General features: G+C 42.7%; 11 protein-coding genes. 10 read left to right on the top strand and 1 reads right to left on the bottom strand.

Features of this window, described 5'->3' with window-relative positions; all coding sequences use genetic code 11:
• Positions 1-287: 287 nt before the first annotated feature.
• From ftsY to pbpC, 10 genes are all read left to right on the top strand, one after another.
• On the top strand, positions 288-1,238 hold the full coding sequence (gene ftsY, locus AC5RDS_RS00385; protein ID WP_041556566.1) for a signal recognition particle-docking protein FtsY: 951 nt from the start codon (positions 288-290) through the stop codon (positions 1,236-1,238).
• On the top strand, positions 1,239-1,715 hold the full coding sequence (locus AC5RDS_RS00380; protein ID WP_013611819.1) for a low molecular weight protein-tyrosine-phosphatase: 477 nt from the start codon (positions 1,239-1,241) through the stop codon (positions 1,713-1,715).
• A gap of 258 nt (positions 1,716-1,973) precedes the next feature.
• Positions 1,974-2,774, top strand: a complete 801-nt coding sequence (locus tag AC5RDS_RS00375) for a DUF4493 domain-containing protein (protein WP_013611818.1) — start codon at positions 1,974-1,976, stop codon at positions 2,772-2,774.
• Positions 2,775-2,784: 10 nt separating this feature from the next.
• Positions 2,785-4,116, top strand: coding sequence for a DUF4493 domain-containing protein (locus AC5RDS_RS00370; protein WP_494222167.1), 1,332 nt, complete (start codon positions 2,785-2,787; stop codon positions 4,114-4,116).
• A 3-nt stretch (positions 4,117-4,119) separates the two neighbouring features.
• On the top strand, positions 4,120-5,790 hold the full coding sequence (locus AC5RDS_RS00365) for a DUF4493 domain-containing protein (protein ID WP_118103542.1): 1,671 nt from the start codon (positions 4,120-4,122) through the stop codon (positions 5,788-5,790).
• A complete protein-coding gene (locus AC5RDS_RS00360) occupies positions 5,791-6,522 on the top strand; it encodes a hypothetical protein (protein ID WP_013611815.1) in 732 nt (243 codons plus the stop codon). It abuts the gene before it with no gap.
• Positions 6,523-6,527: 5 nt separating this feature from the next.
• Positions 6,528-8,132: a PCMD domain-containing protein gene (locus tag AC5RDS_RS00355; RefSeq protein ID WP_013611814.1), complete on the top strand. Its 1,605-nt coding sequence runs from the start codon at positions 6,528-6,530 to the stop codon at positions 8,130-8,132.
• A gap of 2 nt (positions 8,133-8,134) precedes the next feature.
• Entirely contained in the window at positions 8,135-10,267 is a 2,133-nt protein-coding gene (locus AC5RDS_RS00350) for a DUF4493 domain-containing protein (protein WP_229091381.1), read from the top strand.
• Positions 10,268-10,276: 9 nt separating this feature from the next.
• On the top strand, positions 10,277-10,942 hold the full coding sequence (locus AC5RDS_RS00345) for a DUF4493 domain-containing protein (RefSeq protein WP_013611812.1): 666 nt from the start codon (positions 10,277-10,279) through the stop codon (positions 10,940-10,942).
• A gap of 49 nt (positions 10,943-10,991) precedes the next feature.
• A complete protein-coding gene (pbpC, locus tag AC5RDS_RS00340; RefSeq protein WP_013611811.1) occupies positions 10,992-13,397 on the top strand; it encodes a penicillin-binding protein 1C in 2,406 nt (801 codons plus the stop codon).
• A gap of 16 nt (positions 13,398-13,413) precedes the next feature.
• Here the strand turns inward: pbpC and AC5RDS_RS00335 are convergent, their stop codons facing one another.
• Positions 13,414-15,720, bottom strand: coding sequence for a TonB-dependent receptor (locus tag AC5RDS_RS00335; protein ID WP_175315372.1), 2,307 nt, complete (start codon positions 15,718-15,720; stop codon positions 13,414-13,416).
• Positions 15,721-15,802 lie beyond the last annotated feature (82 nt).

Genomic DNA, 15,802 nt, shown 5'->3' with positions numbered 1-15,802 from the left:
ATAGGGAAAATGTCTGAATTTATCCGACCGGATGGAAAAATAGGAAACGGGATTCAATAAAATGGATCTCGTTTTTTTCTTTCTTCTTGTTTGGGTTGGGATGACATTTTCTCGTTGAATATATCGTGTTGGTTTATTCGGTTGTAGGGAGCTTGGATCTGATTCATCGCCAGTATGCTTTTGGACTAATTTATACGCTTGTTTTAATAATTAATGAAACGTTATCATATTGATATTAAAATTATTTGTACTTTAGGGCTTTGAAATTTTTATCATATTTTATTGAAATGGCATTATTCGGATTATTCGGAAAGACTAAAAAAGAGAACCTGAATAAGGGGTTAGAAAAGACCAAAGAAAGTGTTTTTAAAAAGCTGGCCAGAGTGGTGGTCGGCAAATCTAAAGTAGATGACGAGGTGTTGGATAATCTGGAAGAGGTTTTGATCACCTCGGATGTAGGTGTCGAGACTACGGTCAGGATTATCGAACGTATCGAGGAGCGTGTACAACGCGACAAATATATGGGTGTCGATGAATTGAACCGGGTGTTGAAAGAGGAGATCGTCGCTTTGTTGAAAGAGAATACTGTTAACGATGCCGCTTCGTTCGAATTACCTGAAAACGGTGTGCCCTATGTGATCATGGTGGTGGGAGTGAATGGAGTGGGGAAAACGACTACGATCGGAAAGTTGGCCTATAAATTTAAAGAAGCCGGTAAAAAAGTGGTATTGGGAGCTGCCGATACTTTTCGTGCTGCTGCTGTCGATCAATTGGTGATCTGGGCAGACCGGGTCGGAGTGCCGATTGTAAAACAGGCAATGGGTGCCGATCCCGCTTCTGTTGCTTACGATACGTTAAGTAAAGCCAAGGCCGACGGAGCTGATGTCGTGATTATCGACACCGCCGGACGGTTGCATAATAAAATAAACTTGATGAATGAGCTGACAAAGATCAAAAACGTAATGAAAAAGGTCTTGCCGGAGGCTCCGAATGAAGTGTTGTTGGTATTGGATGGCTCCACCGGACAAAATGCTTACGAACAGGCCAAGCAGTTTACACTGGCGACGGAAGTGAACGCTTTGGCTATTACAAAACTCGATGGAACCGCCAAAGGAGGTGTGGTTATCGGTATATCCGACCAGTTCAAGATCCCTGTGAAATATATCGGTATCGGTGAGAAAATCGAAGATTTGCAGGTATTCAACCGGGAGGAATTTGTCGATTCGTTGTTTAGTTAAATGAAGAAGATATTGTTTGTATGTCTGGGGAATATTTGCCGTTCTCCGGGTGCGGAAGCAATCATGAAGGCATGGATAAAGAAAGAGGGCAAAGAAAAAGAGTTCTTGATCGATTCGGCCGGACTTTATAGCGGACATGCCGGAGCTCTTCCTGATGAGCGGATGCGCCGGCACGCAAGCCGCCGGGGATATGTCCTGGATAGTCGTGCCCGTACTTTTTATCCGACTGCCGATTTTGCAGAGTTCGATATGATCATCGGTATGGATGACCAGAATATCGAGGCTTTAAAACGTGCAGCAATAAATGAGGAAGAAAGAGCGAAAATCTTTAAAATGACTGATTTTTGCCGGAAATCCACTTCATATTCCGAAATTCCCGACCCTTATTATGAAGGTCCCCAAGGATTCGAGCTGGTGCTCGATTTATTGGAAGATGCGGTTGCCGGACTTTATTGGTATTGTTTGGCCCATTATTGATCCGGATATCTGAAAACTTTACAGTCTGAAAATCTTTCAGACTGTTTTTTTATTTATATAATAATGCGATTTTTTTTGTATATTTTAAACTTTGATCAGACTTCGGCATAATTTTTGTTATTTTTTTTTGTATGTATATATAGGAGATAATTCTATCCCAACATCTAAAACTATTATACTTTGGAATACGTTTAAAATTAAATAATGTTCTTGATATTGAAGAATATCTGGTATAAAATATAGACTAATATTGAATTTATGAGAAAACTATTTGTTTGTATGTTAGGGATTATCCTATTGGCTGCTTGCCATTCGGAAAGTGATTTTTCCGGAGAGGGGACGGCAGAAGTGAGTCTCTGTCTTTTGGCTGATCCTTCTTTTGTAAAGACGAAGGCAATTGATGTTTTAGCCTATCAGAATGTAGATAATTATACGGTGGAGCTTTCTAAAGACGGTACTATTTTTGAGACGGTGAAATATGGAGATATGGAGTTGGCTAAAAAATTGGAACCGGGAAATTATTCTATCCGGGCGTATTACGGTGAGAATGTGGCTGCCGGATATGATAAACTTTATGTAGAGGGATCACAAACCTTTAATTTAGTGAAAGGGGATAACCGGGAGGTGAAGTTTACTTGTGTACCTGCCAATGTGAAAGTAAATATTAAATTCGAGGATAATTTCTTCGAGTTTTATTCAGATTGTAAGGTAAATTTGAGTACGAGGCATTTGTCGGTTCCTTTTGTAATGGCAAAAGAAGATGTGGATAAAGATGCTTTTTTCAAAGCGGATGCTGCCGGTGAAACTTTGACCTTGACTTTCGATTTGAAGGATAAACAAGGGGTGACTGTAAGTCCTGAAAATTTTGGGGAACAAGTGGTATCGATTAAACCGCGCGATTTTCTGACAATTACGATTAAACCGAAAATGATTGACGTCGAGGGGGGTAAAATTGATGGTATTACCGTTACGATCGATGATTCCGTTACTATTCAGGAATACCCTATTGAAATACCGGATGAATTTTTACCTGGAGAAGACACAGAAGTAGGAAATTAATGAAGAAAAAATGATGAAAACGAATAATTATATAATATTGGGCCTGCTGGCTTTGGGCTTTATGGCTTGTGAGATGCGGGACGAACTTAAAAAATTACCCTCGAAAGAAGATCAGCAGGAAGAAGGTTGGTTTACTCTGGATGTGGTTTCTAACGGTCAGAATCAAACGACAAAGGCTGCTTTTGATTCAAAAGATGTGGATGCGACTTTGTATCCGGTCGAAATTATTAATATGATATCAGGAACAACAGAACATCACTATGATAGTTATGCCGATCTGTTGACTCAAGGACAGGTAAAATTGGTTACTGGGAAATATAAAGTAGTTGCCTATAACTATGATGGTAGTAATGTGAATGCTTCTGAAAGGCCTTGGTTTAGAGGTGAAACAGAATTCGAAATCCTGGCGGGAAAAACCACGAAAGTAAATACGATCTGTAAATTGCAAAATATTGCAGTTACAGTAGGGTTTACAGATAATTTTAAAAAACAATTTCAGGATGATTATGCAATTACAGTGACTAATGGAGAGGCAGGAGTCAAAGTGTTTGAAAAAGAACAGTTAGGGAAAACTTTCTTTTTTAAAGTACCGGAGAAGAAGAATAGTGTACAGCTGACAGTGAAAGCTACGACAACGGCAAACACTCAGATTGCTCAAAATTATACTGTAACTAAACCTGCTGATGCAGAAGGAAATAGTAATCTGGTATCAGGAGATGAATTTACGGTAAATATTGATGCCGGCAATAAACCTTCGGTAGATCCTACAACTCAGATCGAATTGAATATCTCGGTCGATCTGACGATGAATGAAACGGGATTGACGATCGAGATTCCAACAGAAAATATCGTATTTAACGGTGATGGTGGTTCTACGCCTGATCCGGATGTACCTGATCCGGATGATCCCGGGAAAGACCAAATTACAGTGACCGGTTTAGGTGAAACTTATAATTTACCCTTATCGGAGGGACAAAAGGTATTGGTCAATATTTCTGCACCTAAGGGAATTACTAAATTATTGGTAAAAATCGATTCCGATAATGAGAAGTTTATGGCAACATTGGGAGGCTTCGGATTAGCTGAGGAATTCGATATTGCCAATCCAGGAAAATTATTTGATGTTTTGAGTAATTCTTTAGAGAGTGGGAATGGAATCGGTTTGATAGATCCTGACGATCCGATAAAAGGAAAGACTTCTTATCTGTTCGATGTGACGGATTTTATGGTATTGTTGAATTTATATGCTCCGAGTACGAATACTTTTACGTTAACCGTAGAAGATGGAGTCAGTGAACCGGTGAGCGGTACTTTAACGGTTGTTGCATCAAATTTGGAGTAGAAAATGAAAAGATATTATTCAATTTTTTTATTGTCATTTTTCCTTGGGGCCTGTCAGGATAGTTTAAAGGAAGGATTCGGATATTTGCAGTTTTCGTCGGTGGAGTTGAATAAGACTGTGATTCCGACAAGTAAAGCAACCGGTGAAACGACTGAAAAAATAGCACTTGATCTGATACGGGACGGGGAGGTGATAAGGCATGTGGATGACTGGACTTCTTTAAAGGGAGAAAGCCTGCTTTTACCGACAGGGACTTATGTTGTGAAAGCTTATTCTGCCGATAAAGATGTGCATGCTGTCGGTTTTGAAGGAAAGGCTTATTATGCCGGTCAGACAGACGTAAAAGTGGAAAAGGATGTAGTCAAACCGGTTGAGGTAAGTTGCAAATTAGCTCAATGTATGGTGTCTGTAAAATATTCCGATAATTTTAAGGAAAATTTTAAGGCATATTCCTGTGAAGTCAAAAACCAATACGGTAGTGTAGAATTTGTTCAGGATGAAAGCCGGTCTGCTTATTTTCCGGCTGCGGATCTTATTGCGACATTGAGTTTGACCAATACCGACAACAAATCGTTTACGCTCGGCAAGTCTATCACAGATGTACAGGCACAATATCATTACAGCATTAAATATGATGTTACGAATGAAGGTACAGGTGATTTTAATATTACGGTCGATCAGACGACTCACAATTATATCGTTTCGATTGTCGTGCCTTTGACATCCGATGCTGATCCGGCTTTGCATACCGGAGAGGCGAATGCGTGGGGGCAGTTTGCTTATATTTATGGGACTTCCGATTTAAGCAGTGAGACCGACCCAATCGAATTCCAATATAAAAAAGCTGATGGGACTGAGTGGGTTACTGTTGCTGCTACGTTAGGGGACAATGGGGTGTATTCGGCAAAGACGGCTCAACTTGATTTCGGCACGACTTACCATTACCGTATAGCATGCGGGGCGAAAGTTGGAGCTATGAGTGTATTTACGACAGAGGATTTTCAGGAAGTACCGAATTTGAATTTTGATACTTGGACGCAAAGTGGAAAGAACTGGTATGCGAATGCTGATGCTGCCGATTCCTATTGGGCTAGTGGAAATTCCGGTGTGACTTCGTTCCTTGCCGGTAGTCGTGATCCGATTACTGTAAGGGTAGAAGGGGATGAGGCATATCGAGGATATGCTGCGAAAATGAGTACGATTACCGGTGTTACTTTAGTGACGTCGGCTGCAGGAAATTTGTTTATCGGTACTTATAAAACAAATATGACAAATCCTGCTGCCAGCGTTTCTTTCGGTCGTCCCTATACCGGTGCACGCCCTGTAAAATTATCCGGTTATTATAAATATGAACCGCATGAAACGAATGAAGGGTCTGTTCCGCCTGCGGAAGAATTGCCGATGGACGAATGTAATATCTATATCCGGCTGTGGGATGCCGATGATAATGAAATCGGATTCGGAGAATTTGTCGGTAAAGAAGAAGTGACTACTTATACTCGTTTTGAGATCGATGTGAAATATTCCGATGAAACGGCTAAACCTGCGAAGATGACGATTGTTGCTACTTCCAGCCGTTATGGTGGTGATTTTTCAGGCTCGAAAGTTGTCGGGCGTGTGGGGGCCGGTAGTACGCTTTGGGTTGACGAGTTCGAATTGACATATTACAAATAGATGAAGGGATATATATTTGTTTTTGTGTTCTTTGTTTGCTTGGCGACCGCTGCTCAGGCACAATTAAAATTTGACCGTGAGATACAGACTGGGCTCTTTGTACCGAAAGGAGCCTGGTTAGTGGGCACCACGCTCTCTTATACGGAACTTCGAAGTACTGATTTTAAATTGTTGGTATTGAAAGATTTGAATGGTGACGGTTATACATTTAAAATCAGTCCGTTTGGCGGATACTTTTTTGCAGATAACGTGGCAGCGGGATTACGTTTGGCGTATGCCCGTTCATACATCAATCTGGATAACCTGGATCTGGATTTGGGAGACGATCTGAATTTTAATGTAGCCGACCAGAATTTTTGGGACCATAGTTTTATGGTTTCAGGGTTCCTGAGGACTTATATGGGGTTGGGGAAAAGTAAAGTATTCGGTTTTTTTAACGAAGCACGTTTGTCTTATGGGTATGGACAGGGGAAAGATACTTCCGGTAAAGGAAATGATAAGACTGGTTCTTATCAGACTACCCATAATTTGCAGATCGGTATTGCTCCCGGTTTGGCTGCTTTCGTTACAAACTTTGCAGCAGTTGAAGTTTCTGTCGGAGTGATGGGATTTGATTTTAAATGGATACAGCAGACTCGTAATCAGGTAGAAACCGGACATTATAATAAAAGTTCGGGGAATTTTAAGATAGACTTGTTTTCGATTAATATTGGGATGACCTTTTATTTGTAGGAGAAATGAATGTCAGGATATTGTATGGTTGTATTTGCTTATTAACATTGGCTTCGTGTATAAAGAACGATGTTCCTTATCCTTATATCCCCGGAAATATTCTGGAAATGACGGTAGAGGGGCAGACGGGAGAGACGGAAATCGATGTAGCGAAAAATATAGTCAATATCACAGTCGACGGTAATGTGGATGTCGATAGCCTGAAAGTGCTGAAATTGAAAATTTCAGACAAAGCAATGATGACTCCTGATTCTGCCGCTTGTGTGAAGTTCGTCAAGTTTCCCCGTTGGGGGTTCGATTCCCTTGAGGCTCTGCCTTCAGCTGCAAATACTTGTATGCGTTTAGGAAAACCTGCTAAAATCTTGTTACAAACCTATCAGGAATATTATTGGACGATTCAGGTAAAACAAGTGATCCACCGGGCTATTAAGGTAAAAAATCAGGTGGGAGAGGCTATTGTCGATGAATCGAATAAAACGGTATTGATTTATGTTACCGAGGAGCAAAAATTGGATGAGATTCAAATCGATTCCATGGAATTGGGAGGAAGTAAAGCAACCGTAGTTCCGTCACCTCAGACTGTGACGAATTTTTTCCGGCCTCAGAAGTTTATTGTTTGCCGTCTTGGTAAATATTTTGAAGAATGGATTGTAGATGTGGTGCAAACCGCTTCGATAGGGACACCCGGAGAAGCGGACGTATGGGCAAGACATGCTACCGTTTCCGGTGGAATCAAACAAGGTGTCGATCCGGAGATTGAATACAAAAAAGAGAGTGAGAGTACATGGACAACTTTGGCTTCAGAAGCAATAACAAAGACGAGTAGTACCGCCTTTAAGGCCGAATTGACGGGTTTAGAGGATGGAACTACTTATTTCTGGCGGATCGTAGCTGAGGGACAGACCAGTGATGAGGCGACTTTTACGACAGAGAAAATAATAGAGGTACCTAATCTGAATTTTGATACCTGGACTCAGGATGGAAAGAACTGGTATCCGAATCCGGTAGCCGATAATTACGAGGATCCTCAGGCTTACTGGGCAACCGGTAATGAGGGAGTTACTTCTGGATTGGCCGGAGGATTCGAGGCTAATTCAGCTCCTTCCGACGATGCTGTAAGTGGGAGGGCGGTTCGTATGATTACTTTAGGAGGAGTTAATTTGGTCGGAACGGCTGCGGGAAACTTGTTTGTCGGTACTTATAAGACCAATATGACAAAGCCTTCTGCCAGCGTTTCTTTTGGACGTCCTTTCACAGGAGCCCGTCCGACAGGTTTGAAAGGATGGTATAAATACAGATCTATGCCCGTGGATTATGTCGGTTCTCCTGCCGATTTAAAAAATGATCAGTGCCATATTTACGTGAAAGTTTGGGATGCAAGTGATAATCTGATCGGTTATGGGGAATTTGTAGGGAGCGAGACGGTCACCCAATATACCGAATTTAGTTTTGATATTGCTTATAGCAATAAAAAAGCAAAACCTGCAAAGATGACGATTGTAGCAACTTCCAGTCGTTATGGCGGTGATTTTAAGGGGTCTAAAGTTTCCGGTTCCGTTGGGACGGGAAGTGAGTTGTATGTAGATGAGTTTGAACTATTATACGAATGATTATGCGTAAAGTCTATTATATACTCTTATGTTGTGTCTGGCTTGGTCAAGTAGCTTGCCAGGACAAGGGAACGGAGGTCGGAGGACAGGGCCGGATCCGCCTGTCTATAACGGACCGGGTCATAAGTAAAGCTCTGCCTGATGCTTTGAGTCCTGAATTGACCGATCGGTTTCAGGTAGAAATGATTCGCCTGGAGGATAACCGCTTGGTATTCGGAGGTACTTGTGCCGATTTTAATGCAAGATCACAATTGTTCAGAAGTGGCGAACATACCATACAGGTATCTTATGGAGATAACCCTCTGCTGGCTATGGATGCGCCTTATTATGTTTCAGAAAAGGAAACTGTCATAGTAGAGTCCGGAACAGAACAGGAGGTCGTATTACAGTGTCGGGTAGGGAATGCTGTTGCTTCTTTTGAGTTTTTAAATGCAGATAAACTCGATAAAATGTTGAAGAATTATTATATCGAGCTGGTTGTAGGGGGCGAAACTCTGAAATGGAATCCGGGGAGTAGCGAACATCCATACATAAAAGCCGGTAGTGAGGTGGAATTTTATTTAAAAGGTACCTGGATCGAGAATGGTTTACCTTATGCCCGGAAATTTGCTAATGTGATGCCGGTAGAAGTAGGGAAAAGGTATCATTATAAATTGAAATTCGATACGTCGAATTTGACAGGGATCATCTTAGATATAGAGGTGGAAGCTGCTGTAGAAACAATTACAGTAAATGAAACTTTGCCACAGGAGTGGCTACCGAAACCGAAAATCACCGCAGAAGGATTCGATGAAAATAATCTCCTGACTTATACCGAAACTGAAGAGGCTAAAACTGCCGTTATTAGCTATGCTGCCGTTCGGCCGGTACAAGATGTCGAGATAACCTTGAATTTTGCCGATCCTAATCTTTCCGCTTTAAATAAGACTTATCTTTTGTCGACAATAACAGAGGAAGATCGGCAAGCTTTGCAAAATGCTGCTATTGTTCTGCCGACTTTAGATCAAGTTGCTACTATGGGAAAAATTGATTTCACGGAAATGACTTCTTCCTTGTTGACAAAAGATGGAGGTTTAGATGCTGACAATCAGTTTCAGGTAAGGATAAAAGCCAACGAACGTTGGAGTGATAAAGTGGATTATACCGTTAAGACGATTAAGCCTGTATTTTCTATTGGCGTATATCCGGGAAATATCTGGACCAAAGAATTTACAGCAAATCCTTTGGTGGCTGATAGTGTGAAAACCGGAGATTTTACTAAATTTAGTGATATCACCTATGAATTTAGTACGGACGGAACCAATTGGACTACTTTAGCTGCTGATTTGCGGAAGGATGAATTGACACCAGGGAGCACTTATTATGTAAGGCCTAAATACCGGGGACAGGTACCGGGGAAAGTGACGAGTTTTCGTACATATGAAGCTTTGGCTATCCCCAATTCAAATTTGGATGAAGGATATGAAACCAGTTATCCTAAAAGCGGAAACCCTTTATATACTTTTAATGGGGGATGGATTGGAACGAGAAATCCGTTGACTTGTCATTCAAATGGTGTAAATGCTTTCTATGTTTCAAAATCCAGTACTTTACCGATAACTGATAACGGTAGTACGGTCGCCCATATGATGACTATTGGGTGGGGGCAGGGTAATTCTTGTAGTTTTGGAAATAAAAGCGGAAGCGTTATTAAAAATATTTCTTCAGGAATAGTATGTGTCGGAGAGTATGATTCCGGACAAGATTCGATATACGCCAAAAGTGCTTATGTCAGACCGACTTCCATGACTTTTGTGTATAAAGCTTCTCCTTATGGTGACGATGAATATTTGATTAGTATTCAGTTAATTAACATTACAGACGGTTTGGAGACTGTTATAGGTAGAGCGGAAATAAAGTCGAATAATACTCAATCTGACTACATAACCCAAAATTTAGATGTCGTTTATAATGAGCAATTTGTTCAGTTACCCATATCACATGTCAGATTGATTTTTAAAGCCGGAACGAAAGAAGACCGGGATCATTTGGAGGATAAATTTAGTAAAGAGGGTAGTGGATCATTCTATTCCAACTATTATTTGAAAGGTTCGCAGTTTTGGTTGGATTCTTTTGTATTGAATTATAATAAATAGTTTGTTGGGATGAAAATACATATTATTATTATATTTTTTTCTGTTATTTTGGGTGCTTCTTGTGAAAAATCTGAGAGTCAGAGAGTGAATTATGGTTCTATATTATTAGAAAGTATTCACTTTAGTGTTGGTGGAGAAACTATTCCCCTGTCCCGTGCCGTGGATGCAGGTCTGCAGGTTCAGATCCGACAGAATGGTGTTTTGTTAGAAGGTCAGGACTATGCTCCTGGAACAGACTTTTCTAAACGGATAACTTTGCCGGTTGGTGAGAATTATACGGTAAAAGCTTTTACCCCTGACCAAACAGAAGCGGGTAATGATGAGCCGGGGCATCCGGTGTATAGTGTCGAAAGTGAACCCTTTGAAGTGATCGAAGGGGATATTACTACCCTTTCTTTGACTGCACCTCAGATCAATGTGGGAGTAGCCATGAGCTGTGACGAGTCGTTTGCCCGTGAATTTACAGAGATTTCTGTGGCTATCGTGTCGGAAAGCGGGCGTTCGGTGACTATTACCGGTGCGGAGGATACGGGGTATCGTTATTTTACATTGCCGGTTTCGGGAAAGTTGAGTTACACTGTCCTGGCGAAGAATCAGGATGGAGAAGTGATGCAGAAAACTTCCGCTTTGTCGGTAGAAGCCAAAAATTATAGGATAAATTTAGCAATCGAGTGATTCGGATTTTTAGAATTGTGTGTATTTTAGGAGGCAAAAGCAGGGACGAATGAACACAGTTGTAAAATGGAGCAATATTTCCCGGCGATCTGTTTTGATTGCCGTAATGCTTTTTATTATTCTCTTTCTTTTTTGGTGGTCTATACTGCCGGTCCCCTTGTTTCAGGACCCTTATGCTACGGTGTTGTTCGACCGGGAAGGGCAGGTTATGGGTATGAAGGTGGCGGATGATGGGCAGATGCGTTTTGAAGAGGTTCAGGATTTGCCTCCCCGCTATGTTATTTCTGTTTTGGTTTTCGAAGACCGGTATTTTTTAGCCCATCAGGGGGTGAATTGGTGGGCTTTGTGCCGGGCATTAGTGCAGAATATACAGGCCGGGCATGTGGTCAGTGGGGGAAGTACGCTTTCGATGCAGGTGGTGCGTTTGGCTTTGGGAAATCCGCCCCGTACCGTTCCTGAAAAGATAAGGGAGATTTTCCTGACACTACGGATGGAGCAGAGTTATTCTAAAAAACAGATTTTGGAGATGTATGCTTCACACGCTCCTTTTGGGGGGAATGTAGTCGGCATACGGGCGGCTGCGCTGAAATATTTTAACCGCCGGCCCGAACAGCTGAGCTGGGCCGAAGCTGCTTTACTGGCGGTGTTACCTAATGCACCGGCATTGCTTTATCCCGGAAAGAACAATACTTTACTGAAACAAAAAAGAGACGGGTTGTTGGCCAAATTATACCGGGAAGGGGTGATGTCCGAAGATTCGTACCACCTGGCCTTGGCTGAGCCCTTGCCGGAAAAAAAGTTCGATATCCCTACTGTGGCACCCCATCTGTTGGCTAAGGCTTATCGGGAAAAAAAAGGAAAAGTGTGCCCGACATATATCGACGGACGCTTGCAGAAAAAGATCAATGAGATCGTAGAACGGCATACTGCTTTACTGAGCCAGAATTATATCTATAACATGGCTGTGTTGGTGGCTCATGTCCCGACCGGAGAAGTCAGGGCCTATGTCGGGAATAGTGCTCCCCGGAAGGGTAGCCGGGGAAATGACGTGGATATTGTTCAGGCCGTTCGGAGTTCGGGAAGTATTCTCAAACCGGCTTTATATGCTTGCATGTTACAGAGTGGGTTTATTTTACCCGGGACCTTAGTGCCCGATATCCCTTCCCGTTTCGGAAGCTATTCTCCTTCGAATTTTAACCGTGATTTTAAGGGCGTCGTACCGGCCAGGCAGGCTTTGGCTCAATCCTTGAATATTCCTTTTGTACGCTTACTCAAAGATTATTCATATGCCCGTTTTTACGATGATCTGAAACAATTGGGTATTCGTTCTTTAAACCGCGACGCCGATCATTATGGACTGAGTCTGATTTTGGGTGGTGCCGAAACGTCACTTTGGGATATTTGTAATTTGTATGGAGGAATGAGTGCTGTATTGAATCATTATAATGACAGAGACGGACAATATTTTGACGGGGAATATTCCCGTTTGAAGGTTTGGGAGGAGTATAGCGGAGCGGAAGGACAAGATGAGGAAGAGAAAAATATTAGTGCGGATCGGAGTGTATTGAAAGCTTCGGCGATCTGGCAGACCATGAAAGCTTTGGAGGAGGTGGAACGGCCGGAAATGGAATCGGGGTGGAAAAATTTTGTCTCGGCGATGAATCTGGCCTGGAAAACGGGAACTAGTTTTGGTTTCCGGGATGCTTGGGCGGTGGGAGTGAATCCCGAGTATGTGATCGGCGTTTGGGTAGGGAATGCCGACGGGGAAGGACGTCCGGGTTTGGTTGGGGTGAGAGCTGCGGCTCCGGTACTCTTTGAGGTCGCTGGTCTTTTGCCTGTGAACCGGCATTTCTACGAACCGGCCGAGGAGATGAAAGAGGTGGTCGTATGTCATCGGAGCGGTTACCGGGCTTCGGCTTATTGTGAGGAGACCGATACCATCCGGGTTTGTGCTGCCGGAAGCAGGACACAGGTGTGTCCTTACCACCGCTTGGTAAATCTCGATGCTACCGGAAAATGGCAGGTGACTTCGGATTGTGAGCCGGTGCACCGGATCAGGATACAGCCCTGGTTTGTGCTTCCACCGGTGCAGGAATGGTACTATTGCCGGACTCATACCGGATATCGCAGATTACCGCCTTATCGTCCGGATTGTCACCCTCAGGGGGAAGAGATGATGGAAATGATTTATCCCCAACGGGGAACCCGGGTTTTTATTCCCAGGGATTTCGGAGGGAAACCCGGACGTGTGGTTCTCGAAGCCGTGCATCGATCGGTTAAAGTGCGGATTTATTGGTATGTCGACGAGCAGTTTTTGGGTGTAACCCACTCCATCCATCAGCAAGAAGTATGGCTGAAAGAAGGTCGCCATACCTTGACGTTGATGGATGAAGAAGGCCATATTTTACAGCAGGTATTCCGGGTGGTAGGGAAGGAAATTCCGGGCGGTGGTTAGAAATCACCCGATCCGGTTAATTCAGGCTGAGTTTAATGCCGGCGAACCAGCTACGGGGAAGGCCCGGTCCGTAAATGTATCCGGCATCCCGAAATTCTCCCCGATCGAAATCTTTTTGGTAGCTTTGAAAAATGTTCTGGATACCACAATTGAGTTGAAGAATATAATTTCCGCTAATGGTAAAATCGTAATTCAATTTAATGTTGGTATCGAAGAAATCTCCGCTTTTTTCCAGTTTGTCTTTTTCGATATATCCGGCCATGTGAGGAACATACATACTTCCTGTATAAGTGCCTGAAGCGGATATACCGAATTTTTTGAAAGGAGAAGTAAAAAACGTGAAATAGCCATACCGGTTGGGAGAACGTAACATTTCACGGGTTTTCTTTGTATCCGGATCGTCACTCCAGGATTGAGGACGATTGTATTTATTCTGCTGGAGAGATATCCCCAATTGGATTTGTACATCCCGGTGAGGGATAATTTTTCCTTCGAGATTGATACCTTTTACTTTGGCACCCGAACCATTACGGCGTTCGAGTATTTTGTTGCCTTCTTCGTCGTAACCGATAGGGCTGACTACAAAAATATGCTTCAATTTGGTATAATATGCTTCAATCAACAGATTGGTTTGTACTCGTCCGAAAGAATGATAAATGTCGGCTGAGACGCTATAACTTCCCGACTTTTCGGTTTTCAGATTCGGATCCGACTGGATCAGCGACACTTCTCCTCCGACAGCAGTTACGTGTAGGTCTTCAGCATAGGTTTGGGGGGCCCGGAAACCGGCCGAATAACTGACTCTGAGGCTGATGTCTTTCAAGGGATTGTAGCGTAGGTTGATACGAGGACTGAAAATGATATAATCGATGAAACTGTTTTTGTCCAGTCGGCCTCCCAATAGGAAACTGAATTGCTCTGTTTTCCATTCATTTTGGAGAAAAAAGCTGTAGACGTCGACCTTTTGGTCGATGGTACGGTGATAACCCAGCATTTTATCGACGAGTTTGTTATAGGAATATTCGCTGCCGGCTGTCAATATTGCCGGCATAAAAAGAAGATGGTTGAAATTGTATGAGTATTGAATCCCTGCAATAGCAGTCAGGTCTTTCGTCTTGCCGTAGGCATTGGGATCTTTACCTGCTCCGTAATAGGATTGTCGGTCAGTGTGTTGGACGGAGGAATATAGGCTAAACTTGTGGGTATAATCTTTAGAAAAAAAACTGAAATCCACTCCACCACCATTGATATCATGATCGGCCTGTTCGGTGATGTCGGTTTCGTGGGGAGGTAGGCTGAACAGATTTCCTCCACGCCGGAATTCTTGGATATTGTGATATTCTAAGGTCAGTTTTGTTTGAGAAGAAGGTTTGTAATAACTGCGGAATCCCAAAGTGGTAAGCTTGAGTTCCCCGATTTCTGAAAAATGATCCCCATCATGATCATAATGCTGCCGGTGGCGTGAGGTACCGAAAATATAGAGACCTGCATTCCGTTGACCGTTGATCAGAGAGGCATTCAGCGAGGTCGTATTGTCATATGCCGAATTTCCGATAGCTATCAGGTTATGACTGATCATAAACAGGTTGTTCAGAGGCTCTTTGGTGATGATATTCACTGTACCGCCGATGGCATTGGCACCATAAAGGGCAGATCCTCCGCCGCGCATAACTTCGACTCGTTCAATCATTCCGGCTGGAATCTGTTCAATGCCGTATACACCATTCAGTGAACTGAATAGGGCTTTGCCGTCTAAGAGAAGTTGGGTATAAGGACCGTCCAGACCATTTATGCGGACTTGTTGAAAACCGCAGTTCTGACAATTGGTTTCCACCCTAAGGCCAGGTTGAAAACTGAGGCCCTGGGCCAGACATACCGAGTTGGTATTTTCGAATAGTTTCGGAGTCATCACATGGACAACTACCGGCGCTTCCATCCGGTTTGTTTCATTTTTATTGGCCGATATTACTACGGTTTCCAACTGGATAATATCTTCTTCTACTTCGAAATTAAGTTCGCGGGTTTCTCCTTGCCGGAGAACGATTTGTTTTTCTGCCGATCGATAACCTACCCCGTTTACCCGGATGGTATAGGAACCGACAGGCAGGTTTTTCAGAAAATAGTGACCGGTTTCGTCGGTTGCCGTTCCAAGTGTAGTACCTTTCAGACTGACAGTGAAGAAGGGAATGTGTTCTCCGGTATTTTTATTGATGACATGGCCTGTGAGGTTGGCATCGGTTTTAGTTTTTTTATCTGTAAAATGATCTGCTATAGAATGATGAACTGATCCGAGTAAGATCAGAAATAAAAATAATAAACGCATGATGATAGAAGATTTACAAAGTTTAATAGTATAAGAATTTGTAATGACTACATTCCTTGGTCATTGTGGCAAAAGGAGTATC

Source organism: Odoribacter sp. (assembly GCF_985060555.1).
The sequence above is the reverse complement of the archived record's forward strand: the minus strand, read 5'-3'. Positions and strand labels throughout refer to the sequence as shown.